This window comes from Sporolactobacillus spathodeae (assembly GCF_016908935.1).
Taxonomy (GTDB): domain Bacteria; phylum Bacillota; class Bacilli; order Bacillales; family Sporolactobacillaceae; genus Sporolactobacillus; species Sporolactobacillus spathodeae.
Window position 1 is genome coordinate 21,834 of record NZ_JAFBEV010000023.1, and the last position, 24,976, is coordinate 46,809.

The 24,976-nt window shown below is 47.9% G+C and carries 19 protein-coding genes; 4 read left to right on the top strand and 15 right to left on the bottom strand.

The window, feature by feature from the left end; genetic code table 11:
* The first annotated feature begins 57 nt into the window (after nt 1-57).
* Entirely contained in the window at nt 58-1,215 is a 1,158-nt protein-coding gene (locus JOC27_RS10885) for an amidohydrolase (RefSeq protein ID WP_415641067.1), read from the top strand.
* Nucleotides 1,216-1,298: 83 nt separating this feature from the next.
* Here JOC27_RS10885 and nspC read toward each other — a convergent pair whose 3' ends face one another.
* From nspC to JOC27_RS10955, 14 genes are all read right to left on the bottom strand, one after another.
* On the bottom strand, nt 1,299-2,435 hold the full coding sequence (gene nspC, locus JOC27_RS10890) for a carboxynorspermidine decarboxylase (RefSeq protein WP_205007326.1): 1,137 nt from the start codon (nt 2,433-2,435) through the stop codon (nt 1,299-1,301).
* A gap of 11 nt (nt 2,436-2,446) precedes the next feature.
* Entirely contained in the window at nt 2,447-3,646 is a 1,200-nt protein-coding gene (locus tag JOC27_RS10895; RefSeq protein WP_205007327.1) for a saccharopine dehydrogenase family protein, read from the bottom strand.
* 242 nt (nt 3,647-3,888) lie between these two features.
* Nucleotides 3,889-4,740: a polyamine aminopropyltransferase gene (gene speE, locus JOC27_RS10900; protein WP_205007328.1), complete on the bottom strand. Its 852-nt coding sequence runs from the start codon at nt 4,738-4,740 to the stop codon at nt 3,889-3,891.
* Between the two features lie 4 nt (nt 4,741-4,744).
* Entirely contained in the window at nt 4,745-6,205 is a 1,461-nt protein-coding gene (locus JOC27_RS10905; protein WP_205007329.1) for an aminotransferase class I/II-fold pyridoxal phosphate-dependent enzyme, read from the bottom strand.
* 50 nt (nt 6,206-6,255) lie between these two features.
* Nucleotides 6,256-7,053: an adenosylmethionine decarboxylase gene (gene speD / locus JOC27_RS10910; RefSeq protein WP_205007330.1), complete on the bottom strand. Its 798-nt coding sequence runs from the start codon at nt 7,051-7,053 to the stop codon at nt 6,256-6,258.
* 640 nt (nt 7,054-7,693) lie between these two features.
* Entirely contained in the window at nt 7,694-8,890 is a 1,197-nt protein-coding gene (gene tuaH / locus JOC27_RS10915) for a teichuronic acid biosynthesis protein TuaH (protein ID WP_205007331.1), read from the bottom strand.
* A 24-nt stretch (nt 8,891-8,914) separates the two neighbouring features.
* Nucleotides 8,915-9,673 (bottom strand): teichuronic acid biosynthesis protein TuaG, encoded by a 759-nt coding sequence (tuaG, locus tag JOC27_RS10920; protein WP_205007332.1) that lies wholly within the window; start codon nt 9,671-9,673, stop codon nt 8,915-8,917.
* Nucleotides 9,673-10,362: a hypothetical protein gene (locus tag JOC27_RS10925; RefSeq protein ID WP_205007333.1), complete on the bottom strand. Its 690-nt coding sequence runs from the start codon at nt 10,360-10,362 to the stop codon at nt 9,673-9,675. The genes tuaG and JOC27_RS10925 overlap by 1 nt, the downstream gene beginning before the upstream one ends.
* Nucleotides 10,363-11,823 (bottom strand): O-antigen ligase family protein, encoded by a 1,461-nt coding sequence (locus tag JOC27_RS10930; RefSeq protein WP_205007334.1) that lies wholly within the window; start codon nt 11,821-11,823, stop codon nt 10,363-10,365.
* 392 nt (nt 11,824-12,215) lie between these two features.
* The gene (locus JOC27_RS10935) at nt 12,216-13,166 is read right to left on the bottom strand and encodes an NAD-dependent epimerase/dehydratase family protein (protein WP_205007335.1); all 951 of its coding nucleotides are present in this window, start codon (nt 13,164-13,166) and stop codon (nt 12,216-12,218) included.
* A gap of 31 nt (nt 13,167-13,197) precedes the next feature.
* Complete coding sequence (locus JOC27_RS10940; protein WP_205007336.1) at nt 13,198-13,860, bottom strand: sugar transferase; 663 nt, start codon at nt 13,858-13,860, stop codon at nt 13,198-13,200.
* Between the two features lie 109 nt (nt 13,861-13,969).
* Nucleotides 13,970-15,442, bottom strand: a complete 1,473-nt coding sequence (locus JOC27_RS10945) for an oligosaccharide flippase family protein (RefSeq protein ID WP_205007337.1) — start codon at nt 15,440-15,442, stop codon at nt 13,970-13,972.
* Nucleotides 15,439-16,662, bottom strand: a complete 1,224-nt coding sequence (locus JOC27_RS10950; RefSeq protein WP_205007338.1) for a glycosyltransferase — start codon at nt 16,660-16,662, stop codon at nt 15,439-15,441. The genes JOC27_RS10945 and JOC27_RS10950 overlap by 4 nt, the downstream gene beginning before the upstream one ends.
* Before the next feature lie 420 nt (nt 16,663-17,082).
* Nucleotides 17,083-18,405 (bottom strand): UDP-glucose dehydrogenase family protein, encoded by a 1,323-nt coding sequence (locus JOC27_RS10955; RefSeq protein WP_205007339.1) that lies wholly within the window; start codon nt 18,403-18,405, stop codon nt 17,083-17,085.
* Nucleotides 18,406-18,942: 537 nt separating this feature from the next.
* Between JOC27_RS10955 and JOC27_RS10960 the strand changes: the two genes are divergently transcribed.
* Both JOC27_RS10960 and JOC27_RS10965 read left to right on the top strand, forming a co-directional pair.
* A complete protein-coding gene (locus tag JOC27_RS10960) occupies nt 18,943-19,926 on the top strand; it encodes a glycosyltransferase (protein WP_205007340.1) in 984 nt (327 codons plus the stop codon).
* Between the two features lie 48 nt (nt 19,927-19,974).
* Nucleotides 19,975-22,167 carry a glycosyltransferase family 39 protein gene (locus tag JOC27_RS10965; RefSeq protein WP_205007341.1) on the top strand — a complete coding sequence of 731 codons (2,193 nt, stop codon included), beginning with the start codon at nt 19,975-19,977 and terminating at the stop codon, nt 22,165-22,167.
* On the opposite strand, the gene JOC27_RS10970 is transcribed toward JOC27_RS10965, so the two are convergent.
* Nucleotides 22,164-22,940 carry a coiled-coil domain-containing protein gene (locus tag JOC27_RS10970; RefSeq protein ID WP_205007342.1) on the bottom strand — a complete coding sequence of 259 codons (777 nt, stop codon included), beginning with the start codon at nt 22,938-22,940 and terminating at the stop codon, nt 22,164-22,166. The genes JOC27_RS10965 and JOC27_RS10970 overlap by 4 nt on opposite strands.
* 571 nt (nt 22,941-23,511) lie before the next feature.
* Between JOC27_RS10970 and JOC27_RS10975 the strand changes: the two genes are divergently transcribed.
* The gene (locus JOC27_RS10975) at nt 23,512-24,474 is read left to right on the top strand and encodes a nuclease-related domain-containing protein (protein WP_205007343.1); all 963 of its coding nucleotides are present in this window, start codon (nt 23,512-23,514) and stop codon (nt 24,472-24,474) included.
* Nucleotides 24,475-24,976: the final 502 nt, after the last annotated feature.

The window sequence follows — 24,976 nt, forward strand, 5'->3', positions numbered from 1 at the left end:
GCTTAAGCTATATTTTTTCCAAGAAGCGGTACAACCGGATCAAGGAGATGGCGAATCATGATGCCCCACTTATCGGACGAAAATGCGTTTGAAAAGAAATTGATCGATTGCCGGCGAAAGCTGCATGCAACGCCTGAACTTGCTTTTGAAGAGTATGAAACCACTCGCTTGATTAAAGAGCAGCTGTCCGGCGCGGCAGTCGAGCTGCTCGACTTCCCCCTGGAAACCGGCGTTCTAGCTGTGATTCGCGGCAAACATCCAGGCCCGGTGCTTGCGCTGCGGTCTGATATTGACGCGCTGCCAGTTCAGGAAGCGACTGGCCTTCCCTTTGCTTCAAAAATTCCCGGCAGAATGCACGCCTGTGGCCATGATTTTCATATGACGGCGATACTCGGCGCCGCTCAGCTTCTCAATAGCCGCAAAGATCAATTGGCCGGTACGGTGAAAATTCTTTTTCAACCGGCAGAGGAGATCGGCCGCGGTGCGCAGCGTGTTCTAGAAAGCGGCGTACTGAGCGATGTTGCAGCGATTTTCAGCATGCATGACATGCCGAGCCTTCCGACAGGCACAATTGGTATCAATGAAGGCGCGATGATGGCCGGTGTCGATCGGTTCATGATTGATATCGAAGGAATCGGTTCGCATGCGGCAAGCCCGGAAAAAGGTAGCGACGTCATTGTCACCGCATCGCAAATCGTTACCGCGTTGCAGTCGATTGTCAGCCGCAATTTGTCGCCGCTAGACAGTGCGGTCATCAGCATAACGCGCATTCAATCGGGAAACACTTGGAATGTCCTGCCGCAAAATGCCCAACTGGAAGGTACCGTGCGCACCTTTGATGAAAAAGTCAGCAGCGTGATCGCTGAACGGATGGAGGCGGTTGTCACGCGTGTTGCCGCAGCGTTTGGTGTGAAGGCAGCGCTCAATTATATGAAAATTGGTCCGGCGCTGCGCAACGTGCCGCAGCTCGCCACCTGGTCGCAGGAGAGCGCGGAACGAAGCGGTTTAACGGTCGTTCAGCCCTCGCCTTCTTTCGCCGGTGAGGATTTTGCCGAATATCTGAAAAAAATTCCCGGCGCGTTCTTTTTTATGGGCGTTTCGGGAACTGCAGATTTGCATCATCCAGATATGACGATCGATGAAAAAGCAATCCTGCCGAGCAGCCATTTCTTCGCGAATCTCGCTGAAGACATGTTGAAAAAAATAACGCGTTAATTTTCGTATCACACAGAAAAAGCAGTCCACCAACTATCGGCGGACTGCTTTCTTTATTATTCAAATGCTCGAACTTTGCCCTTTCAGGAGAGCCTTGTTTTGAAATTCTCATAGCCAAAGCGGCGAATGACGCACAGGCCTTCTGCCGCGTTATAGCTCGCGATCGTCGGTAGCGGGATACCGTTAAACGTGTTGTTCTTAACCATCGAATAGATTGCCATATCACAGAAGACAAGCCGATCGCCGACTTGAAGCGGCTTCTTGAACGAATAATCCCCGGTCACATCGCCGGCGAGACAAGTCGGGCCGCCCAGTCGATACGTATACGCGTATTCGCCAGGTTCGCCGGCACCGATAATTTTCGGCCGATACGGCATCTCAAGGACATCGGGCATATGGCAAGTCGCCGATGAATCGAGAATGGCCAGGTCCATGCCGTTATGCACAATATCGAGTACCGTTGAGACGAAATAACCGGCATTCAGCGCAACGGCTTCGCCGGGCTCCAGATACACCTCAAGCCCGTATCGTTCCTGCATCCGCGTGATGCAGCCGATCAGTGTGTCAATCGCGTAATCCGAGCGCGTGATGTGATGGCCGCCGCCGAAGTTGATCCACTTCATTTGCTTAAGATAGCGGCCAAATTTTTCTTCAACCGCCTCAAGTGTATGCGCGAGCGCGTCCGAATTCTGCTCACATAATGTGTGAAAATGAAGACCGTCAATCCCTTCCAAATCGTCCGTTTGGAAGTTGGCGGCTGTGACCCCCATTCGCGAATACGGGGCGCATGGATCGTAGAGCCCGGTCTCAACTTCTGAGTATTCAGGATTGACGCGGATCCCGCAGCTGATTTTTCTAGACGCTGCACGGACCCTGTCTTTATACTTATCCCATTGGCTAAATGAGTTAAAAACAATATGATCGGCGTAGCGCAGAATCTCGTCAAATTCTTCCTCGCGAAACGCTGGCGCATAGATATGCACCTCTTTGCCCATCTCTTCAGCGCCGAGCCGCGCCTCGAACAATGAGCTGGACGCGACGCCTGATAAGTATTTGCCAATCAGCGGATAGAGCGCAAACATCGAAAACGCTTTTTGAGCCAGCAGAACCTTCGCGCCCGTGCGCGCCTCCACTTGCTGTAAAATTTCCAGATTGCGTGTCAATAGTGCTTCATCAACAATATAACTTGGCGAGGGGGCTGCCTGAAAATCGATTGCCATAGACGGCCTCCTTAGTCGATTAATTCCGGATTAAAGCTTTCATGCCATGGAAGTCCGAATTGATTGAGCGCATCCATAAACGGATCGGGATCGAATTCTTCAATATTGTGGACACCCGGTTTTTTCCACTTGCCGGTCAGCACCATCGCTGCGCCGATCATCGCCGGAACACCGGTGGTATAGGAAATTGCCTGCGATCCGACTTCACGATAGCATTCCTGGTGATCGCAAACGTTGTAGACATAATAGGTGACCGGCTTGCCGTCTTTTACCCCTTGGAAAATACAGCCGATATTGGTCTTGCCTTTCGTGCGCGGACCAAGTGAGGCTGGATCTGGCAATACCGCTTTGAGGAATTGCAGCGGCACGATTTCCTTGCCTTCGAACTCAATCGGTTCGATCGACGTCATGCCGACATTCTGCAGCACCTGCAGATGGTTCAGGTAGTTTTGCGAGAACGTCATCCAAAAACGGATTTTCTCAATGCCCTTGATATTCAGTGCGAGCGATTCCATTTCTTCATGATGGAGCAGATAAATATCTTTCGCACCGATTTGCGGAAAATTGTATTCAGTCTTTATCGACATCGGATCGGTTTCAATAAACTTGCCATTTTCATAGTAGCTACCCTTAGCGGTGACTTCGCGGATATTGATTTCCGGATTGAAGTTCGTTGCAAATGGATAGCCGTGATCGCCGGCGTTGGCATCGAGTATGTCAATCTGATGAATCGAATCAAAATAATGCTTCTGCGCATAGGCCGAGAAAACGCCTGTGACACCTGGATCGAAACCACTGCCGAGTAAAGCGGTGATGCCGGCTTTTTCAAAACGGTCACGATAGGCCCACTGCCATTTGTATTCAAACTTCGCGGTATCTTCCGGTTCGTAATTCGCCGTATCGACATAATCCACTTTCGTCGCCAAGCAAGCGTCCATAATCGTCAAATCCTGGTACGGCAATGCGACATTGATAACGATATCCGGCTTGAATTGTTTAATCAGGCGAACGAGTGCATCCACATCGTTGGCGTCAACTTGAGCGGTCTGGATTTTCGTTTTTCCACCGTCAAGTTTCTCTTTCAACGCGTCACATTTCGACTTTGTTCGACTGGCGATGCAAATTTCTTCAAATACATCCGAATTCTGGCAACATTTGTGAACGACGACGCTCGCAACGCCGCCAGCACCAATGATTAAAGCTTTTCCCATGGCAGAGAGCCTCCTCTATAGCAAAAATGATACTGATTTTACGCTTAACAACTTTATTTCGACAACTTTCGCTGCAAATCTACAGTCAGTGTACCGGAAAAAGAGCCCCGGTTCAAATAAACACTGGCGATTCCGGTTCTTGCACGTAGCTATTGGACATTTTTGTAAAGATATTCTTTTTTCGGATAAAATCTAGCTGTTTGAAAAAAAATGCAGCGCACAGACTCATTTTTTTAACGTCTTTACTCCACGTCTTCGAGCAGCTTCTTGACGTAATTCGGCAGGGCGAAGGCGCCCGTGTGGATGCTGCTATTGTAATAGCGCGTGTCAAAGCCAAGATCGGTCCAGCGCTGGCGATTGAAATCGGTGATTGGGTGCCAGCGTTTGGACGCGAAACCGAACAGCCAGTGTCCTGACGGGTAGGTCGGGATGTGTGCTTGGTAGACGCGGCTGATCGGGAACGATTCGACAATCCGTTTGTGCGCGCGCTGCATTGCGATCGCGTCCTTCGGATAGAACGGACTTTCTTGTTGGTTAACCATCAAGCCTTCTGCCCGCAGCGCTTTGAAGCAATTCCCGTAAAACTCTTTCGTAAACAGGCCTTCGCCTGGGCCAAACGGATCGGTTGAATCAACAATAATCAGATCATAAGCATTCTCACACGTGCGAACAAATTTCAATCCGTCCTCATAATGGATCGCCACACGCGGATCATCGAGCCGGCAAGCCGTTTGCGGCAAATACTTGCGGCAAACCGCGACCACCTGCGGATCAATTTCAACAAGATCGATATGTTCAACGCCCGGATAGCGGACCAATTCGCGGACCGCCCCGCCGTCACCACCGCCAATCACGAGAACCGTGCGGACATCCGGATGCACCATCATCGGCACGTGGACAATCATCTCGTGATAGATGAATTCATCTTTTTCTGTCAACATCATATAACCGTCAAGTGTCAGAAAACGACCGAATTCTGGCGAGTCAAACACGTCAATTCGCTGAAAATCACTTTGTCCCGTATAGAGCTGGCGATCAACCTTAATTGAAAAATTGACATCATCCGTATGTTTTTCCGTAAACCAGAGCTCCATATGATCACTCCTTGATGATTTGTACCTTATTGACAGCACTATCCTGTGTACCGGTCAGAAAACAGCCTTTTTCTTTTGCATACTGAATATATTCTAGGACAGCCGGCGTAATCTCCTCGCCAGGGGCCAAGATCGGGATACCCGGCGGATAGCACATGACAAACTCACTGCAGATTCGCCCAAGCCCCTGCTCAAGCGGCACTGGCTCGCTGGCCGCATAAAAAGCCTCTTGTGGTGGCAGCACGACAGTTGGCCGAATATACTCCTGCGAAAGCATGCCGGTTTTGTCTTTGGCATAGCGTCGCTTAATCTCCGAAAGCGCAGAGACGAGTCGTTCGAGTTCGAGCACTCGATCGCCGATGGAAACATAGGCAAGCACATTGCCAATATCGCCGAACTCAATCTGAATATCGTAATCGTCGCGCAGAATATCATAAACTTCAATTCCCGCCAGACCGATATCGAGTGTATGTATCGAAAGCTTGGTCACATCAAAGTCATAAATTGTGTCGCCGTTGATCAATTCTTTGGAAAAGGCGTAATAACCGCCGATTTTATTGATTTCCTCGCGCGCGTACTGCGCAAGGTCAATCACTTTCTGAAAAATTGCTTCGCCTCTGAGCGCCAAATTCCGCCTAGAGATATCCAATGAAGAAATCAATAGGTAGGATCCGCTTGTTGTTTGCGTCAGATTGATAATTTGCCGCACATAACCCTCGCTGACTTGATTATTCACGAGCAGAAGCGAACTTTGCGTTAGCGATCCGCCAGATTTATGCATACTGACAGCCGCCATGTCGGCGCCAACAGACATGGCCGATGGCGGCGTCTTGTCGCTGAAATAAAAATGCGTGCCGTGCGCCTCGTCAACAAGCACCAGCATACCATGACGATGCGCGAGTTCAGTAATTGCCTTCAGGTTCGAGCAAACACCATAATAGGTTGGATTATTAATCAGAACTGCTTTCGCATCCGGGTTTTCGTGAATCGCCTGGGCAACATCATCCAGCGACATACCAAGCGAAATACCGAGTTGGCGATTCATCCCCGGATTCACGTAAACGGGAACCGCGCCGCTGAGCACCAATGCATTGATTGCGCTGCGGTGCACATTGCGCGGCATAATAATTTTTTCACCGCGTTTGCAGGCGGTCATCACCATGCTCTGAACGGCAGAAGTTGTCCCGTTGACCATAAAAAAAGCATGGCGCGCGCCGAAAGCGTCGGCAGCCAGCGCTTCCGCTTCTTTAATCACTGAAACCGGATGGCAGAGGTTATCAAGCGGCTTCATTGAATTCACGTCCACCGTCAGGCAGCGTTCGCCAAGAAAATCCGTCAATTCCCGATTCCCTTTGCCGCGTTTGTGACCAGGCACATCAAACGGGACAACGCGCATCGCTTTATAACGATTCAGAGCCTCCAACACCGGGGCTCTCTCTTGGGACAGAGGGTCCATTTTTCGCATCCTACTCCAATCGTCAGGTAAAATCACAAGGCTCTAAGCAGTCCTTGTTTTTAATAAATATTTGCCCCACTGAAAATTTCAATCATTTCGCGCCGCAAGCTATTGGAAATCGCCAGTCGTTCTTTCGGCGGGATTTCTAGCACATCGCGATTAAACAAATAATTTTGCAGTTCGGGCTCTTTAATCAACATTTTGGTATGAAACAGATTGGCTTGATAGACATTGATATCAACCGCGTCATATTTTTCGAGCGTCTCGGTATCAATATAGTCCTGAATCGATGTCATATGGTGATCCATAAACAATTTTTTCCCGTTCACATCACGAGTAAACCCGCGAACACGGTAATCGGCAGTAATAATATCGGAATCAAAACTACCTATCAAGTAATTTAAAGTATTCAAAGGTGAGATCTCGCCGCATGTGCCGACATCAATATCGACACGAAACGTCGCGATGGCATTGCCTGGATGATATTCGGGATACGTATGCACGGTGACATGACTTTTATCGAGATGACCGACAACTGTGTCTCTGCCCGGCAATTTGCCGAGGTTGCAAGACGTGTCAATCTTATCCGCTGGAAACTCTTGCTCAGCGATCAGCAAGGTCACGCTTGCCCCTTGTGGATCGTAATCCTGCTTGCTGATATTGAGCACATGAGCGCCGATCATGTCCGTCACATGGCAAAGAATATGGGTCAGGCGTTCTGAATTGTACTGTTCGTCGATGTATGAAATATAGTCCTTCTGCTCGCGCTCGCTCTTCGCATAACAGACGTCATAAATATTAAAGCTTAGAGCTTTCGTGAGATTGTTGAAGCCGTACAATTTCAGCTTATTTTCCAACCCTATCCTCACAGCCTTTCCCAAAATTTCAAGGTCCAAGATGCATTTAATTGGGGAAACGACTCAAGGAACATGAGTCTATTATAAAGTGGAAGATTCCAGATGAACGCGTCAACCGTATCTGTTAAGAAAAACTGGATATTTATCAAAGTGTGCTTCGGCTGCTCGCTTGCCGCGGGCGCACCGCGAGCCTCCTCAAACAGACAAAAGTCTGCGGGGTCTCGCTGGCACGCTGTTCCCGCAGGCGTCTCGCGCCTTCGCTCATTTTCCGCCAAAAATCATATACTTTCTAATCTTTTGATAAAAAGTTGGCGTAGTAAACGCTAATTCGTATCAAGTGTGCTTCGGCTGCTCGCTTGCCGCGGGCGCACCGCGAGCCTCCTCAAACAGACAAAAGTCTGCGGGGTCTCGCTGGCACGCTGTTCCCGCAGGCGTCTCGCGCCTTCGCTACATTTTCCGCCAAAAATCGTATACTTTCTAATCTTTTGATAAAAAGTTGGCGTAGTAAACGCTAATTCGTATCAAACGTACTTCGGCTGCTCGCTTGCTGCAAGTGCCAAAGTTTTCTTCGTTACATATAAAAAAGTCAATTCTAATTATATACAGAACCTTTACTAAGTCAAGATAGTGCGCGTCGAATTCACCGCGAAATTTCAGCAAGTCCCGGGCGCTTCGTCTCATTTAAAAAATCTGTCATCTGATCGAAAATGTGTGGCCAATCCTTTCGCCGCGCCGCTGCCTTTCGACGGGCAATCAAGTCTTGAGCATCACTATTTTCCAAGAGTTGCCGGCAGCTTTGTAAGAAACCATCGGGATCGTCGCTCTCGAGCGAAGTGTAGACACCCTTTTCGCTATAGCCGCGTGTTGACGGTAAACAGACGCCGACTGCCGGTTTGCCTGCTGCCAAAAATTCAAATAATTTGAGCGGGAAAACAGCGGCATTATAAGGCGAAGCTTTATAAGGCATCATCCCGAGATCAACTAAGCGCATATAATCCGGCACTTCTTCTGGCGCGACCGGTCCGGTCCAAAGAACATTTTCGAGTTCGAGCAGACTCTGAAAATCTGCGTGCCCCTCGGTATTATCCGGACCAATGAACAGAAACAGCCAATCGGGCTGTTTTAATGCCGCCGCACGAACGAGCTGGAAATCAAGCTTCGGCTTAATTCCACCAAGATAGCCAATCACTTTTCCATGAAAGCCTTCAGGCAAAACCGGTTTAATCCAACGCGGGGAACGGTTAAACCAATCATACTCGACACCGTTCTCAAGCGTGGTAATCCGCGCGCCGTCACGCGATAGCAATTTGCCGGCAACATGGCGATGCAAATAATCCGATGTGCAGTAGATCTGATCGGCACCGCGGATAATCCGTGTTTCCGCCCGCCCGATCACGGCGCGGCGCATTTGCATCAAAATGGACAAACGACCGCTGATCGGCGCCCCCCATAAATCGCTGCAATCATAAATGATTTTCTCCCACGGAAACAGGTCGGCTAAGAGCGGAAAGCCTGGAAACGTATACCACAGAAAAAAACGTCCATTCATATGATGCAATTGGTCGAGAAATCGTTCCGCCTTCTCCCTGTAAAAATAATCCACAAAACGGGCGAATCGAAAAATTTTATGCGGCGACAGGTCGCCAATGCGCCATTCTTTAATCCCATTTTCAAGAGTGGTAAAGTCCTCTGCCACGTCATCAGCGGACGGGCAGAGCCAAATTACTTCCTTTGTCGCATCCTGCGCGCGCAGATATTCAGCTAGTCGGTGACGTCGGTAACGAAGTCCGTCCTGAGTCCATGGACTGGAGGCGACGATTAAGTGTATATTTTTCATCAAAATGGATCCTTTCTCGCTGAATTAGATATGTTTTCGAACAGCATTGGCCGCGTAATGGCAAAAATACCAGCAGGCCTTAGCAAGCGGCAACCGTTCCTGCCTGCGGTAGACATGCCATGTCTTTTTGGCCGCTGTCCACTTATTGCCGGATAGCGAGCTGGCACCACTGATTCGATAGTCCGCGAGATTCTCATCCAGTCCATAGGCGACGTAGCCGCGTTTCAATAGCGACAGCCAGGTGGCCAAATCTTGCCGACTCTTCAAATCCGGCATGTGGAACGGCCCAGTTTGCTCGCGGTCAATCATCACGGTCAGGCAGCCGACGATCGTATTTTTCAGCATATCGCGATAACGTACTTGAGCCGGCGCCGCGATAATTTTTCCTAATGGCTGCCCTTTTCGGTCCACATACTCATAAGCAGTGAATGAGAAGGCACAACCCTGTTTTTGCATAAAAGCGAGCTGCTTTTCTAGCTTATCCGGTTTCCAACAATCATCACTGTCGAGGAAAGCGATATAGCGCCCACGCGCCACGTCGAGCGCAAGATTTCTAGCCCGAGCCGCGCCGCCGTTACTTTTGGCGAAAACCGGGCGGATACGCGAATCACGCGCTGCAGCTTGGCTAATCAGATCCCGCGATCCATCTGTTGACCCATCATCGGCGATAATCATCTCCCAGTCTCGGTGTGACTGAGCACAAACCGAGTCAATGGTTGCTTGAATGGTCGCGGCTGCGTTATAGCACGGCGTAATCACACTGACTTGCACTTCACACGTCATCACACGCCGCCTTCTTTCCTCTTGTCCCTTTCTCGAACCAATTCAGGCCACGCCGCCATGAAAAAGACAAGCGTCAGACCGAAAACGAGACCGAGAGCTGACCGTTTTTTGGATGAAAAAGCAGCGCTACCGCGAGCGGTTCCTGGATTGGCACGTTGCAAAATTTGTGCTGGCTTGTTCCGCAGTTCCGCGCTCTTGAGTTGATAATAGAGTTGAGCCGTGTCTGTTGTCCCCTGAGGCGCACGATCGAGACGTTTAAGTGTATCGGAAATAATCTGTTTTTTCGCCGTATAAGCCTGATGATCGCGCGCAATAAATCGATCGGCGACTTGATTGGTGATTGCCGCAGCCTGCTGACGTGAATTGTCCGTATAGGCGATCTGCACCATCGTATTTTTCAGAACAGTGACCGTCAAGTCCGCCGGAAAATTAGTCTGATCCTTTTTCCATAACTCCGGAAGATATTCTTTATAAAAGGGTTCATTTGAAAGAAGAATCCGCACATTTTCCGCTTGATTGTAATTGGCATCGCCATAGCTACCAAGCCAGATCGTCGCCGAAGCCTGATAATGCGAAAAAGATTTGCCAACCGGCAGCAGCCAGCCTAGCGAACCGAACACAAGCGGCACCGCAAGAACAAATACCCAGTATTTTCTTAACCGTTTGCCTATCCTGCTGATGATCTCCATTTACATACCTCCAGAACAATAGCTGCTCGCTGCTTCTTTCCGCAAAACCGCAAGCAGCGTGACGAGAAAGCCTAGGAATATCCAGTGAAAATATAAATTACTGACCGAACTCGGACTAATACTCGAGAAAAGAAAGGCGATTTGCCCGCAAAGCGCGCCTTTCAGCAGCATGCCTTTCGTTTGCTTCGGCAGCGAACAAGCATAGCGATAAAGACTGTAAAACAAAGCTAAATAGATAATCAGATAACCCACACCGATGAAAATTCCAAATGTCCCGGCGATTTCAGCAAGCCAGTTATGTGCCTCAAAAATATGATTGGTATTGAATACCGGCCGTGTACTCAGCGCAAATGATAAATTACCCGCGCCTGTCCCCACCCCGAAACTATCGGCAAGGTAATGCAGCGTGCTCTCAAGCAAATGTATCCGTACAATATTAGAGGCTGGCACATCGTTGATTGAATAATCCGTCTCAACCGTCATATATGGGGTCATTTTTGAAAAAATTGAACCAGAAAACAGAATCACGCCGGCAACGAGCAAAACGCCGGCAGCTGCCAGTACGCGCCGTCGCCAGCGCGTCGGAACCATCAGAAACAAATAGAAGGCGCTACCTGCAACGACGCCAAGTTCACTAGCTCGTGATTCGGTCAAAACAATTAGGAAAAAAGATAATAAGGCGCCGATACTGCCGGACGCCTTCCAGACAAGCGCTCGTTTTTCGCAAGCGAATGCGAGAAAAAAGAAAAACGAAATCGAAAGCAGCGTGGCGAAGTCATTCTGGTTCGTAAAAACCGCTGTCGGATAGCCTAATTTATAGGCGGGCCCACCATAAAGTGAGGAAGTCGGCAGCTGAATTTGACCGAAATAATTCACAAGACCGATACCCATTAGCAGCGCCGTCATCACGAGCCAGATTGTGTGAAACCATTGAAGATCCGCCCATTGATTCAGTGTCAATGCAGCAAGCAACACAAACAAGAGCCCCGTACCAAGCAGCAGTAAATACTTCAAACCTTCGCTGAACGATGCCGCCCAGATCAGCGAAGCAGCGCCGTACACACCCCAAAGCACGAAGAAGAGCAGATAAGCCTTCACCGGACTTTCGCGCCAGGCCCGTGCCACCCACTGTTTTCGTATCAAACAACCGAGAAAATAGAGCAGACAGGCCGCGAGCATCAGCCGATAAACAAATAAAGTGACCATGCCGACCCGGATGCTGAGAAATTCCTGATTGAGAAAAGTGCTGGCGATAAAAACAAAGAGCAGGCCGGACATGATCTGCCCACTCGTTGCCCGATTCTTGAGCAAAAGCAATGCGGCAAGGACAAGCCAGGTCCAAACAAGCAATAGCATAAGCTTCAGCCATACATTATCGAGCATCAAAATACCGACAAGGCAGGCCAGCACGATTGAAATCAGGCGAATCAGCCAAAATATTGTTTTATTGTCCACATCCATCGCTTTCTCTCCGTTTCCCAAGGCAAATCCCCAATTCCTGTTAGAAAACTGGGCTTGTTTTCGGTGCGACTTTTCTCGATTTATGTGTAACTCCTGAATTTCGGTGCGACTTTTTCACGATTCGGAGCAACTTTTCTTGATTTAGGAGCAACTTTCCTTGATTTCGGCCTAATTTTTACTCGATTCGGCCTAACTTTTGCTCGATTCGGCCTAACTTTTCTCGGCTTTGGTCTAACTTTTCTCGGCTTCGGTCACTCTTGCTGTGAACAGGACGGGAGACCCCTCAGACAATCGAGTGATCTGAGTGGCCTCCCCTGTCCTGCTCTTCTTGTAAACACAATTGCTTTCTTGAGATAAGGCTAATCGCGCTAAGAAATGCAAACGACCAGCTATCAGTGTACAGCCTTCTTGCCGGCTTTTTTCATGCGCCGATACGTATCATCCAGTGTTTCCCGGAGTCCCTTTTCTAGTGAAACAAGCGGTTTCCAGCCAAGCAATCGCTTCGTTTCATCATTTGCCAGCATACTGTGGCGGATATCACCAGGCCGCGCCGGACCATAATAAACGGAACAATCGGAATGCGCGACCGCGCGCAGCTGCTGAAATAATTGATTGATTGTGACCGAAGAGCCGTTCGACACATTGACGCAGAGATTTTCTTCCAGTTTCAATGCTGCGGCAAGTGCACGAGCAACGTCCTGCACATAAATAAAGTCACGCGTCTGCTCGCCATCACCGTAAATCATCGGTGGTGTGCCCTTATGCAGGCGTTCACAGAAAATGGAAATCACACCGCCTTCGCCTGCCGCATCCTGCCGCGGTCCGTAGACATTGCTGAAACGAAGAATCGCATACGGAAGCTGATAAAAACTCTGGAACAATTGTAAATAATGTTCCACGGTTAATTTGGCAAGACCGTACGGCGACTCGGGACGTGTTGGATGACGCGTCGTGACTGGTAATTCGCTCGGGTTTCCATAGACAGCAGCTGAAGAGGCGAACACGATTTTGCGAGCACCTGCGAATCGCGCGCCATTCATCACATTGAGTGATCCTTGAATATTGATCCGCTGGTCAAATAGTGGATCCTCAACGGATTGTGCAACACTCACCTGTGCCGCGAGATGAATGATATAATCGGGCTTGATTGATTTGATTAATTCAATAACCGCTGAATCGGCGATATCGCAGACATAGACATCGACCGGTAAATCAGCGATATTTTCCTGATGACCCGTTGTGAAATTATCAATGACGGCAACCTGGTAGCCTTCACGGAGCAATTGTTCGACCGTATGCGAACCGATGAACCCCGCGCCTCCTGTGACGATGACCTTTTCCATCGAAAATCCCCCAGTTATCATTTTTTTATCGTTACCTGGCACCCTCGCCGGTGAATAACACGCGGATGGTTTTCGCAAAAATAGCACGTTCCATTGCTGGAGAAAGATGACGGACATAATCCAAGTCATAAACAAGCTTCTCTTTCGGCGTCAGATCATAACCGCCGTTGACCTGAGCCAACCCTGTTAGGCCAGGTTTAACAAGCAACCGTTTCTTGAATCCGGGAATTTCATGATTAAATTGTTCGGTAAACATCGGCCGCTCCGGACGCGGGCCGATCAGCGACATATCGCCTTTCAGCACTGAAAGAAACTGGGGTAATTCATCAATTCGTGTTTTGCGAATAAACCGCCCGACTTTTGTTACACGGGGGTCATTGCTTTCCGCCCATTTCGCACCGGCTTTCTCCGCGTCTTTGCGCATCGAACGCAATTTAATTAGCTTAAATCGTTTGCCGCCTTGTCCGACACGTTCCTGAATATAAAAAGGTGATCCCGGTGTTTCATAAACAATCAATAGAGAGAAAAGCAATAGGACTGGAGCGGCCAATACAAGTCCGACAAGAGAACCGATGATGTCCACCGCTCGTTTCAAACAAAGATATGGCTTGATTCCCTCGGGCAGCGACACATCCGGCGTTTTCTGGATAATAGAATAATCTGTAAAAATTTTTACCTGTTTTTCCGCATTCACGAAAGTCACTCCTCGGAAACCGTGTCCTTCAATCTTTGGTACATGTATCGATTATAGAAGCGGAATGTATTGTTTTTATGGTGAGAAGTTAAAGCTTCTGTAAACTTTATCACAGATTTGCCGTTGGCCGATCCGTCCGCTTCCTCAAGCTAAATCGCTCAGAAAAACGACGTATTGTTCCCGTCTGAACCGCTAAAGTTAGCATTAGCATGCCCAAATTGAGCGGAACTATAAACGGAAGTGCGAACGCGTTGATGCAAGAAGCCGCGAACAATAAAACCATCACCGCATAATGGCGTTTCAATGGAAAACTGGTCCAATTCCTACTGGAGAAAAAACTTCTCGCGCAGAAGAAAAAAAGATAAGCCACACCGGTGGCGCATGCCGCGCCGATCGCCCCGAACTGGGGAACGAGCAAGCTGTTTAGCACCAGGCTTGGCGCAAGCGCGATCACGCTGACCCAAATGTTCAAGAAACTTTTTCGGGAGAAGACGATGCCGAGTGTTGTTGTCTCGCTGATCGTATACATCACTGGCTGCAGGCAAAGAAAGCCAATACTGTAAATGGTTGATGCATAATCTGGAGACAAAACAAAGACAATCAATTGTTTGAAAATCAAGACGCCAAAGAATAATAGAGTCATAATGAGCAGCAGGCCATCGCTGACTAATTGAAAATATCGAATATCCTTCCCTTCGCTATGCCAGCGATAGGCAGTCGGCACCCAAAAATTGGTGAAACTGGTCTGGATAACCGAAAGAACCGATGAAATTTTCAAGGTTGCCGTAAAGATTCCGAGTTCGTAAAAGTTGCTCCACGTCCGCAACGAAAGCTGGCCAGCTGAGTTGAGGAATGTTGCGGCCGAGGCGGCCACAACAATTGGCAGACCAAAGAGGAGCAGTCGCTTGATAAGCGGCCAGTCAAGGTGGAAACCACGAAAATCGAGTAACCGCCGATAGCGAATGATTAGATAAAGGTCTCCGGTCATCTGCCCAATTGTGGTTGCATAGATGACAGCAAGAAAATCGCGCCGAATCATCAAAACGAATACAAGTGTTGCCGCAAGAATCACAAGCTTAATTAAAATTGAGAAAACGGAATAGGCGAAGGCTTTTTCCTCCATGCGAATCGAAAGCAGAATAAAGCGTTCGAGAATCATCGATAGCAGCATCACAGCCATCAGCAGAACTGCCAAATGATCGTTTGGATCACCGAACACAAGTTGGGAAACCAAATTCATATTCAAGCAGATCACCGTAAATAAGCACATCGAAAAAAGGAACGGTACGATCAACGCATTTTGGAACAGCCGCAATCGATTTGCCGTCTCATGGTAATCGCGCGTATAGGCCTGATCAACACCGAGATATAGGAATGTGACAAAAAGCATCTGGATCAGCGAGAACATTCCGGCTTTGCCGTATTCTTCTGGGACAATAAAATGCGTCGTTAACGGGATTGTAATAAAGGCGATCAGCGCTCCGCCAATTGGCCCGATCGAAAAGCCAAACAGCCGTTTGATAAATCCATGACCGGCGCCGCCTTGTCCTAATATCGCTTTTATCGCTTTTATCACGCTCATGGATTGATATCCCTTTCGAAAAGACGAATTAAGCGTGCATTCTGTGTTTCGATATTAAATTCCTTTGCCACTGTTTGCCGCGCTTGGTTCACAATCTTCGTCCAACGCTCAGGATTGCGGATCACGGCTTCAATAGCCGCAGCAAGTCCAACCGGATCGTGCTCGGCGACGAGCCAGCCGTTCGCACCGTCCGCAATTAGTTCCGGTATACCGCTGTGGCGCGTGGCGATCACAAGTCGTTCCATCGCCAGCGCTTCCATTAATTGAACCGGAATCCCCTCCATATCACCATCACTGCTCGTCACGCTCGGCGCAAGCACAAGCTGTGCACGAGATGCGAGATGAATCCATTCTTCCTGCGTGCACCAGCCAACAAGTTCAATCACTGTCTCCAGTCCTGCAGCCTGAATCCGCTGGTGTAGTTCTCCGGCGAGTGGGCCATCGCCAGCGATCGCGTAATGGACCTTGAATCCTCTTTGCACAAGTAGACGAATCGCTTCAATCGCATCGTCCAGTCCTTTTTTCTCCACAAGACGCGCCGCTGAAACAATTTGCAATGTCTCCTCTGGCTCGGCGGCCTCCGCTTGAAAGGCCGACAAGTCGATGCCCATATGATGCACGATTATCTGCTCCGGTTTTGCCCCGAGCGACAAGCAGCGCTGCCGCCAAAAATCGCTAATCGGCAGCAGAATTGCCGGTGAGCGGAACAAGTCCTGATAGACAGTGTTACCTTTTTGCCGCACATAGCGCAGCATATCATAGCCATGAAACGCCACAAAAAGACGGCCACCAAGCAGCCCGCGTTCCATGCATTTCTGAGCAAGTATCCCATTTGGACCGAAATGTGCGAGGATAATCTGCCTGTCCGACAAGTCTGTCTGAGTCAGGCAACGCGCCATTAAGATCAGATTCGGATGTCTGACAAAATCGTTTAATCGAATTTGGTGAAGGCCATGTTTTAAAAATAAGCCAGCCAATCCTTTTGCAAATTGCTGAAGCTTGCGGAATTTTCCCATTCGCACCCCTTCAGATGCTCCATAATAAATAACCCGCTCCTGAAGGCGGTATCGCCGCACATCCTCATGCACTTTCTGATCGGGCGCAGGCTGTTTGGCCAGGATCGTGACCTCATGACCGGCATCAATTAAGCCGGTGATTTGATTTAATATAAACGTCTGCGAGAGTTTCGGAAATTCACCGACAACAACTAAAATTTTCATACTGATCCTCCATAAAAACGTAGGATGTCTGATGATCTACGAGCCTAAGCGGAAGCCGCCTGCTCACCATTATAGCTATAGAACATTTATCCAGTGTTAAGTATTCATTAAGAATGCTTTTGATAAACCTTTGCCGAAAATCGGTTCATTTAAAATTAACAGCGTTCCACCATTATGAGCAACAGTCTGAGCAAATTTTTACTTAACAACATGCCGATTTTTATCGTGACCATACTTCGGCTGCTCGCTTGCCGCGGGCGCCCCGCGTCTCCTCAGACAGGTTAGAATCTGCGGGTTTTCACTTGGCTCGCTTTTCCCGCAAGACGCCAGTGCACCTCGCTGCATTTTTGTGCAAAAATCTTTCTTATCTCTTTAAAAAAACATCCCCTGTATTGGGGATGTTCGTTATTGGGTGCTTGATTAAAAGATAAACTCTGTCGCGCGATTGGGTCGGCCGATTGAATAATAATCGATGCCTGCGCGGCGCATCTCGTTCGGCGAATAACAGTTGCGGCCATCGAAAACAATGGCATGTTTCATCAGACGCTTATACGTTTCCGGCTCCATTTTGCGGATATCCGGCCAATCGGTCAAAATAACTGCGCAATCCGCTTCACGAAGCGCTTCATCGACATGATTTGTGAAAACCGCTACTTGACCAAGCAGTTGCTCAGCCCTGCCCGACGCAATCGGGTCATAGGCAATCAAATCAGCCCCACGTTTCGCAAGTTCAGGTACCATGACAAGTGCTGGCGATTCGCGCATATCATCCGTGTTCGGTTTGAACGCGAGACCAAGCACAGCGAGCCGCTTGCCTGCCAGATCACCACCCAATCGATTTTCAATTTTTTCAAGGAGCAGACGCTGCTGCTGCCTATTCACTTCAATCACAGATTTCAGTAAATTAAAATCATGATGATGGTTGCCAGCAAGCTGAACGAGTGCGTGCGTGTCTTTTGGAAAACAGGAACCGCCATAACCAATGCCCGCCTTAAGAAAATCCGGCCCGATTCGGTGATCCAGCCCCATCCCCTGCGCGACTTCTTCAACGTCAGCGCCAAGTTTCTCGCAAAGATTCGCGATCTCATTGATAAAACTTATTTTTGTCGCAAGAAATGCATTCGACGCATATTTGATCATTTCACTGCTGCAAATATCGGTATGCAGAATCGGCAGACCAAAAGGCCGATTAATTTCCTCCAATACTTCGGCCGCTGCCGGATTATCTGTGCCAATCACGATTCGATCGCCATGGAATGTATCATGGATGGCCGAACCTTCTCGTAGAAACTCCGGATTTGAGGCAATCGTAACACGCATGTCCTCAGGAACGAGCCGGTTAATCAGTCGCTGGATTTTATAGTTGGTTCCGACGGGGACGGTGCTCTTGATCACCACAATCAACGGATGGCTGATATGCGCGGCAAGATCCCTCGCTGCTTGACGAACATAATCTAAATTGGCCGATCCATCCGGCCGTTCCGGCGTGCCGACCGCGAGATAAACGACACGCGCCCGATCCAGTCCACGTGCGTAATCGGCGGTGAAAAACAAGCGAGCGTTCTGCATATTTCGCTGCATCATCTCGCCAAGACCCGGTTCATAAATCGTCGGAATACCATGGTTCAACGTCTTCACTTTATCGGAATCAATATCGATGCAAGTCACCGTATGGCCAATCTCCGCCAACGCTACGCCAGTCACTAGACCAACATAACCGGTGCCAATCACAGCTATCTTCAAAAGAAACCCCTCGCAATCCGCTGATGGATTCAGACTTCGGCTGCAAGTCAGCCGCCAAGGTCTGTCCGAACGTTTCTGTCAGTCTATAGGGCAGGCAGCTTTTCTCTGCTAATAACCTATCCGCCGCCTGCTTGTCTCATACATCCATCCTAAGAAATTTCAGCAACGTTTACCCGGATTATAAAACGGCGACGTTAAGCAGCCATTAAGGAAATGTAAAAAGCGAGTCAAACTAGGATCAAGTCATCAAAAAATTTACAAACTTATGGGAAACACTGTAGCCTTATCAAAATTTATTTAAATTCAGTAAACCGTTAACAATGAAAGCCTAAGATAAAAACAGTGCCCAAACCAAACCATGATTAGAAAAACTTGGCAAGCCAAGTCTTTTGAACAATGGCGAAGCCTTAGTTTTTCTTATACTTAATTCCTTTGAAATCTTTATACTTTCTTAACGTATAAAAAGTAGAAAATGGGTATAACTTAAAAACATTTATCTTTCGCTATTTATGTGTGAAATACTGGAGGAATCGGACAATGCCTGAATCAATTGTGACGATTATCGTTCCTTGTTATAACGAAGAAAAAATTCTCGATACAACCATTCCGCGGCTGCGCGCAATTCTGCTGCAAGCTTGCAAAGATCATTTGATTGACTCCGCGAGCACGCTGCTACTTGTTGATGACGGAAGTACCGATCGCAGCTGGGAAATCATTACCCATTTTGTAAATAAATACCGTGAAGTAACTGGGTTAAAACTGAGTCGCAATTTCGGTCACCCGCACGCATTGATAGCCGGAATTGAGAGCGCACGTCCTTATTCGGATTGCGTCATCACCATCAATGCCAACCTACAGGCGGGCGACCAAGTAATTCCCGAATTTTTGAAAAAATATCACGAAGGCTGTGATTTTGTCCGTGGTGTGCGGAACCGGAGAATGATCAGACGTGCTCGCCCGATTTTCTATCAAACGATGCAAAAGCTCGGCATGCATCTTGAATCGAACCCCGCTGATCTCTACTTGCTCAGCAGAAGGGCGCTAAAAGAAATGAACGCTTTCCAGGATGAAAATATCTTTCTGAGCGATCTCTATCCACTGCTCGGTTTACAAAGCGCTGACGTCTCTTACACACCGAAAAAACGAGTCACCAACTCATCCAAATCTCGGCATTTTAAAGGGTTCCATTTCTTCATTGACAGAATCGCTTCTTCTCCTTTTGCCCCAATACGAATGGTGACCTATCTGGGCATTGGCGCGATAGGGATCGGAATCCTAAACGGCTGCCACATTTTGATGGAACAAGGATTCGATTACCTCTCTGCCGGATGGAACCCGATCATTCTCTCAATTTGGATCGTTGGCGGCATGCAACTGATCGTGATTGGCATGATCGGCGAATCGATCCGAAAACGGTACAGAAAGGCTAGGCGGTGGCTGCGTCATATGGATAAGAAGCTACTCCTGCACCGCGCGGAAAAACTTGAAAAATATAAGAAGATGAAAAAAACCGCTTATTAATCGCAGCCGCGATCCGTCAGAAATTTTTTATTCAGGATGTGGATACACGTGTCGCTTAAGCACACCCTTATTTCTCTTTTTCAGATCGCTTTTGCCATCGGATTCGCCGTTATTCTAATCATGGCTGCTTGTTTGCCTGTTTTGTTTGCAAATACAGGAAATTTAGCTCGATTGATTCTCTCCTTGATCGTCCTTGCACTGCTCATTTTCTTTCTTTTTGCAGCGTTTTACCGATGGCTTGACCGATTCGTTGCGCGCGGTCAAAAAATAATAGCGGCTGTTTTATTCGGGATGATTGGCATTTTTGAACTGATTCTCATCTTCAAGTTCCATACCATAAGCCCGCCGCTGATCGACGGCGGGCACACGTATGTCGAGGCGCTTTATTTGCTGCGCCATCACCATGCATCTGGCGCCGCCTACTTCCAGATTTATCCGAATAACATTCCAGTTACGCTGCTGCGTTACCTGCTCTACCGCATCTTCGCCATCTTCCATTTCCAAAGTTATATGATCATCGATCGATTGTTCTGCGGTGGTGCGCTTTTTGCCGGTATTTATTTCTTATGGAAATTTATCATTCGGCAATTCAATCTGCGCTCTGGGAACCTTTTCCTGGCTATGGCTTTGACTTCTTTTCCTTATTTTTTCTATACTCTATATTTCTACACGGATACGGCGATCATAATGATTCCGCCGCTTTTGATCCTCCTGTGGCAGAAATATAGCCGGACACACCGCCTACGCGAATTAATACTGCTTGGGATCGCGCTCGGTCTTGGCTGCCAGATCCGTCAGAATCTGATTCTCTTCCTGCCAGCAGTAATCATTTATTGGCTGGTAAAAGCTGGATGGAGAAAAACTATTCTGCCGTTTTTCGTCATCTGCGGTCTATTAATCACTTGTCAAATGGCGATGCAGCAGGTCGAGCGTGCTTATGGTTATCAACCGAACCCGCGTCTTGCCATGCCGACGTCGCATTGGCTAATGCTCGGCTTGTCCGCCGATGGCGGTTACAATAAAGCCGATTACAAACGTACCGTCCGCGAGCCAACGCAAGAAGCCAAGCGCGCCACCAATTGGCAAGTGATCCGTGAACGCATGGATCGCGCCGGAGCAGGCGGCCTGATCACGCTTTGGGGGCTGAAAATTGCGCGAACGTGGGGCATGGGTGCAGAGGGCTACTATTGGTACACTGAATTCACCAGCCACCCGTCCCTTGCGTATACGTATCTATTTGGCGATCGGCGCGTACTTGTACTCTTTACGATTCAAGCGTTTTATCTAGTCAGCCTCTTTCTGACGCTTTTTTCTGTAGTCCGCTTTTTTCGGACAAGGGAATTGACCACAAATCTGCTCATTCAGATTTGCTTATTTGGCAATCTGCTTTTCTACACGTTTATTTGGGAAGCCGAACCGCGCTACAGTCTACTCTTCTCGCCCTATTTTTTGCTCAGCGCTGTCTTCGGCTTTCACGAATTAAGGCATCAAGCCACCCATTTACGCACCATTCTGCAACACAACGACCCATCTGAAAAAAGACTGCAAGCCATCAAACAATGGTCGAGCTTCAGCCTGCTTGTGCTCGTGCTAATCTTCGGCGAACTCAATCAGCAGGACGTGACTGAAAATCGAATCGTCCGCGACTATCGAGTCAATCTGCCACATGTGCTTGGCAAGAAATCCGCGAAAGTCGACGCCACGCACCAAATCGGTCAAACCTTTCAAGCATCAAAATCGTTCAACCGCATCCGAATTGCCGTAAAAAGTAAAAATGGTCATGGCCGTTATCTAATCACACTTCGCACCCCCGGCAACATGCAAAAATTGATAACCACAACCGATCGTCTGAAGAGTAAACACTCGCTTGTGCTGCGCGTGCCGCTGCAACAGCTGCCAGCTGGAACATCCGCTCAGCTAAACATCCAGCAATTAAGCGGATCCCCCGGCGCTTCTCTCCATTTAAAAATGAACGGACGCGGCTTTGATTTACGTGACATTTATCCGCACGGCACGATGACACGAAACGGTCGCCCAGTCGCCAAATCCGATCTCCAATTTCAAGTCTATTATCAACATATGGCTCCGCTCATTCCCGAAACGCTTTACGACCTGCTGCTGATCATTCCCGAAGTACTGATTCTGATCACAGCAGCTTCTTTGGCAATGGAGTCCATTCGCCGACCAAACGGCTCATTGCGTTCGCTTTTGTTGAAAAGAAAAACCAATCATCAGGACTAGCAAAACAGGAGCTCTTTGGTCCGGCCCCGTTCCGGCGCTACTTTGCTGATTGACGCCGCTACTCTGTCGATGCCGCCTCCTACTCTGTCGATGTTCGTGCCTACTCTGTCGATGCTGACTCCTACTCTGTCGATGCCGCCCTCTACTCTGTCGATGCCGCCCTCTACTCTGTCGATGCCGCCTCCTACTCTGTCGATCTTGCCCTCTACTCTGTCGATGCTGGCCCCTACTCTGTCGATGCCGCCCTCTACTCTGTCGATGCCGCCCTCTACTCTGTCGATCTTGCCCTCTACTCTGTCGATGCTTGCCTCTACTCTGTCGATGCTGGCCCCTACTCTGTCGATGCTGGCCCCTACTCTGTCGATGCTGGCCCCTACTCTGTCGATGCCGCCCTCTACTCTGTCGATGCCGCCCTCTACTCTGTCGATCTTGCCCTCTACTCTGTCGATGCTGGCCTCTACTCTGTCGATGTGACGCCCTACTCTGTCGATGTTCGCGCCTACTCTGTCGATGCTTACTCCTACTCTGTCGATGCTGGCCTCTACTCTGTCGATCTTGCCCTCTACTCTGTCGATCTTGCCCCCTACTCTGTCGATCTTGCCCTCTACTCTGTCGATGCTGGCCTCTACTCTGTCGATGTGACGCCCTACTCTGTCGATCTTGCCCTCTACTCTGTCGATCTTGCCCTCTACTCTGTCGATCTTGCCCTCTACTCTGTCGATCTTGCCCTCTACTCTGTCGATCTTGCCCTCTACTCTGTCGATCTTGCCCACTACTCTGTCGATCTTGCCCTTACTCTGTCGATGCTGACTCCTACTCTGTCGATATTCGGGCTATCATAGTGAATATTTTCACTCTGATCAACGGCTGATCATTTGTTTTCAATAACATCGTGCAGAATTCAGAAAAACTTGGCATAGCCAAGTCCTTTTTAAATAATTGCGCTTCGGTTGCTCACTTGCCGCAGGCGATCCGTGAGCCTCCTCAGACAAGCGAGAATCTGCGGGGGCTCACTTGGCTCGCTTTTCCCGCAAGACGCCAGAGCACCTCGCTGCATTTTTATGCAAAAATCTTTATACTTTCTTATCTCTTAAAACGGCGCCAAAAGATTGTTTCCACAGAAATTGTATGATAAAATAAGAACAAATATTCGTATTCAGTTGATGAACCAACTTCCTTTTAATTTTCCACTTTGACACTCTCCTAATTCAAGCGGACACATATTCACGACTCTTAAAGAAAACACGGAGTTATTAAAAAGAAAATCTCGTATGTTCATGTTTCAACAGCTTTTTAATGAAAGCACAAAGTACACGATAAAATCTCTTAAAAAGAGGTGGATATATGTTTTACAAGCCTGTAAATATTCCATATTATTTACTACAATATGAAGCGTACGCCCGAAGGCTCCGTCCTGGTTCACTTATGAATTCAATTGAATCACAAATTAAGAATTACCGAGCAGGGTACAATGGTGAGCGTTCGCTTGAACCCATGCTTGCCGAATTACCAGACAAAAATTTTCTCATTTTTCACGATCTCCGCCTGTCAAACAATCTTTACTTCTTCCAAATCGATTATTTGATTCTCACTTCCGCATTTTTCCTGATTTTGGAGGTTAAAAACATTGCTGGAACGCTCCAACTTAATTTTGCAACCCATAAATTGACGCGAAGTTATAATGGAAAAATTGAGACATTTCAGGATCCGACAGTGCAGTCATCGATTTTGTGCCAACAACTCCAGGATTGGCTTAGCATTCACTTCAATTCGATTTCTGATATACCTGTTCTAGATCTTGTCGTTTTCTCATCGCCCGGTACTTATATCACTTTTGTCAATGGAACTCCAGAACAAGAGATGGGTGTCATCCGTGGACCCGCTGTAAAGCAAAAAATACTTTCTCTTACGAATGAATATGGAGCAGCTTCGCTAAATTCAAAGATTTTTAAAAACTTGCCCGAACAACTGCTCGTAGCCAATCATCCGAAGACTATTGATCTAATTGCTAACAAAACAGTCCAGGCTGAGGAATTGATTAAAGGTGTTCGTTGTCCATCATGCAGTCATATCCCAATGACACGAATTGCCCAAAACTGGCACTGTCCCATTTGTGGTAAAGAATCACCAAAGGCATACATCTCTGCATTAGAAGATTTTCGCTTAATATACGGGCCAAAAATTACCAACCGTCAATGCAAAGAATTTCTCGGTTTGGATTCTATGACCACGTCAAAATACCTCTTAAGATCGGTCCATCCAACATCAATTGGGAAAAACAGCAACAGAATTTATCTATTAAAGTGAAGTATTAATTCCTCTCAACCTGCTATTCAACACCAACACTTTGCTCAGACGATACCAAACGTTAACTCTCTGGATGTTATTGCCTTATTTATTTCCATGCCCTTTTTTAATTTTTTATTCAGGCCTAACCATTTCTTTGAAATGCTTGCATTTATAGAGTAGATGCGTTTGAACGACTCCTAAATTTTTTATTTTGCTTTCACCGCTTTTCTGAAACCTCCTACTTATAGAATGGGAGCCTGCATTGTGCAGCTCCTAATTTTTTTATTTTAATACCACCGTTTTTTTGAAAAGCCTTCAGATGAATACAGGTATTTAGTAGCAGATTATAAATTTTTCAAATCTGTCTCACCGCTTTTCTGGAAGCCTCCTACTTATAGAATGGGAGCCAGTTTTGTGCAGCTCCTAAATTTTTTATTTTGCTCTCACCGCTTTTTTTGATAGTCTTCAGACAAACATAGGTATTTAGTAGCAAATTATAATTTTTTCAAATCTGTCTCAC

Coding starts and splice junctions, on each gene's coding strand:
- JOC27_RS10885 (WP_415641067.1), top strand. CDS start 58: ATGATGCCCCACTTATCGGACGAAAATGCGTTTGAAAAGAAATTGATC.
- nspC (WP_205007326.1), bottom strand. CDS start 2,435: ATGGCAATCGATTTTCAGGCAGCCCCCTCGCCAAGTTATATTGTTGAT.
- JOC27_RS10895 (WP_205007327.1), bottom strand. CDS start 3,646: ATGGGAAAAGCTTTAATCATTGGTGCTGGCGGCGTTGCGAGCGTCGTC.
- speE (WP_205007328.1), bottom strand. CDS start 4,740: ATGGAGCTCTGGTTTACGGAAAAACATACGGATGATGTCAATTTTTCA.
- JOC27_RS10905 (WP_205007329.1), bottom strand. CDS start 6,205: ATGCGAAAAATGGACCCTCTGTCCCAAGAGAGAGCCCCGGTGTTGGAG.
- tuaH (WP_205007331.1), bottom strand. CDS start 8,890: ATGAAAAATATACACTTAATCGTCGCCTCCAGTCCATGGACTCAGGAC.
- tuaG (WP_205007332.1), bottom strand. CDS start 9,673: ATGACGTGTGAAGTGCAAGTCAGTGTGATTACGCCGTGCTATAACGCA.
- JOC27_RS10925 (WP_205007333.1), bottom strand. CDS start 10,362: ATGGAGATCATCAGCAGGATAGGCAAACGGTTAAGAAAATACTGGGTA.
- JOC27_RS10930 (WP_205007334.1), bottom strand. CDS start 11,823: ATGGATGTGGACAATAAAACAATATTTTGGCTGATTCGCCTGATTTCA.
- JOC27_RS10935 (WP_205007335.1), bottom strand. CDS start 13,166: ATGGAAAAGGTCATCGTCACAGGAGGCGCGGGGTTCATCGGTTCGCAT.
- JOC27_RS10945 (WP_205007337.1), bottom strand. CDS start 15,442: ATGAGCGTGATAAAAGCGATAAAAGCGATATTAGGACAAGGCGGCGCC.
- JOC27_RS10950 (WP_205007338.1), bottom strand. CDS start 16,662: ATGAAAATTTTAGTTGTTGTCGGTGAATTTCCGAAACTCTCGCAGACG.
- JOC27_RS10960 (WP_205007340.1), top strand. CDS start 18,943: ATGCCTGAATCAATTGTGACGATTATCGTTCCTTGTTATAACGAAGAA.
- JOC27_RS10975 (WP_205007343.1), top strand. CDS start 23,512: ATGTTTTACAAGCCTGTAAATATTCCATATTATTTACTACAATATGAA.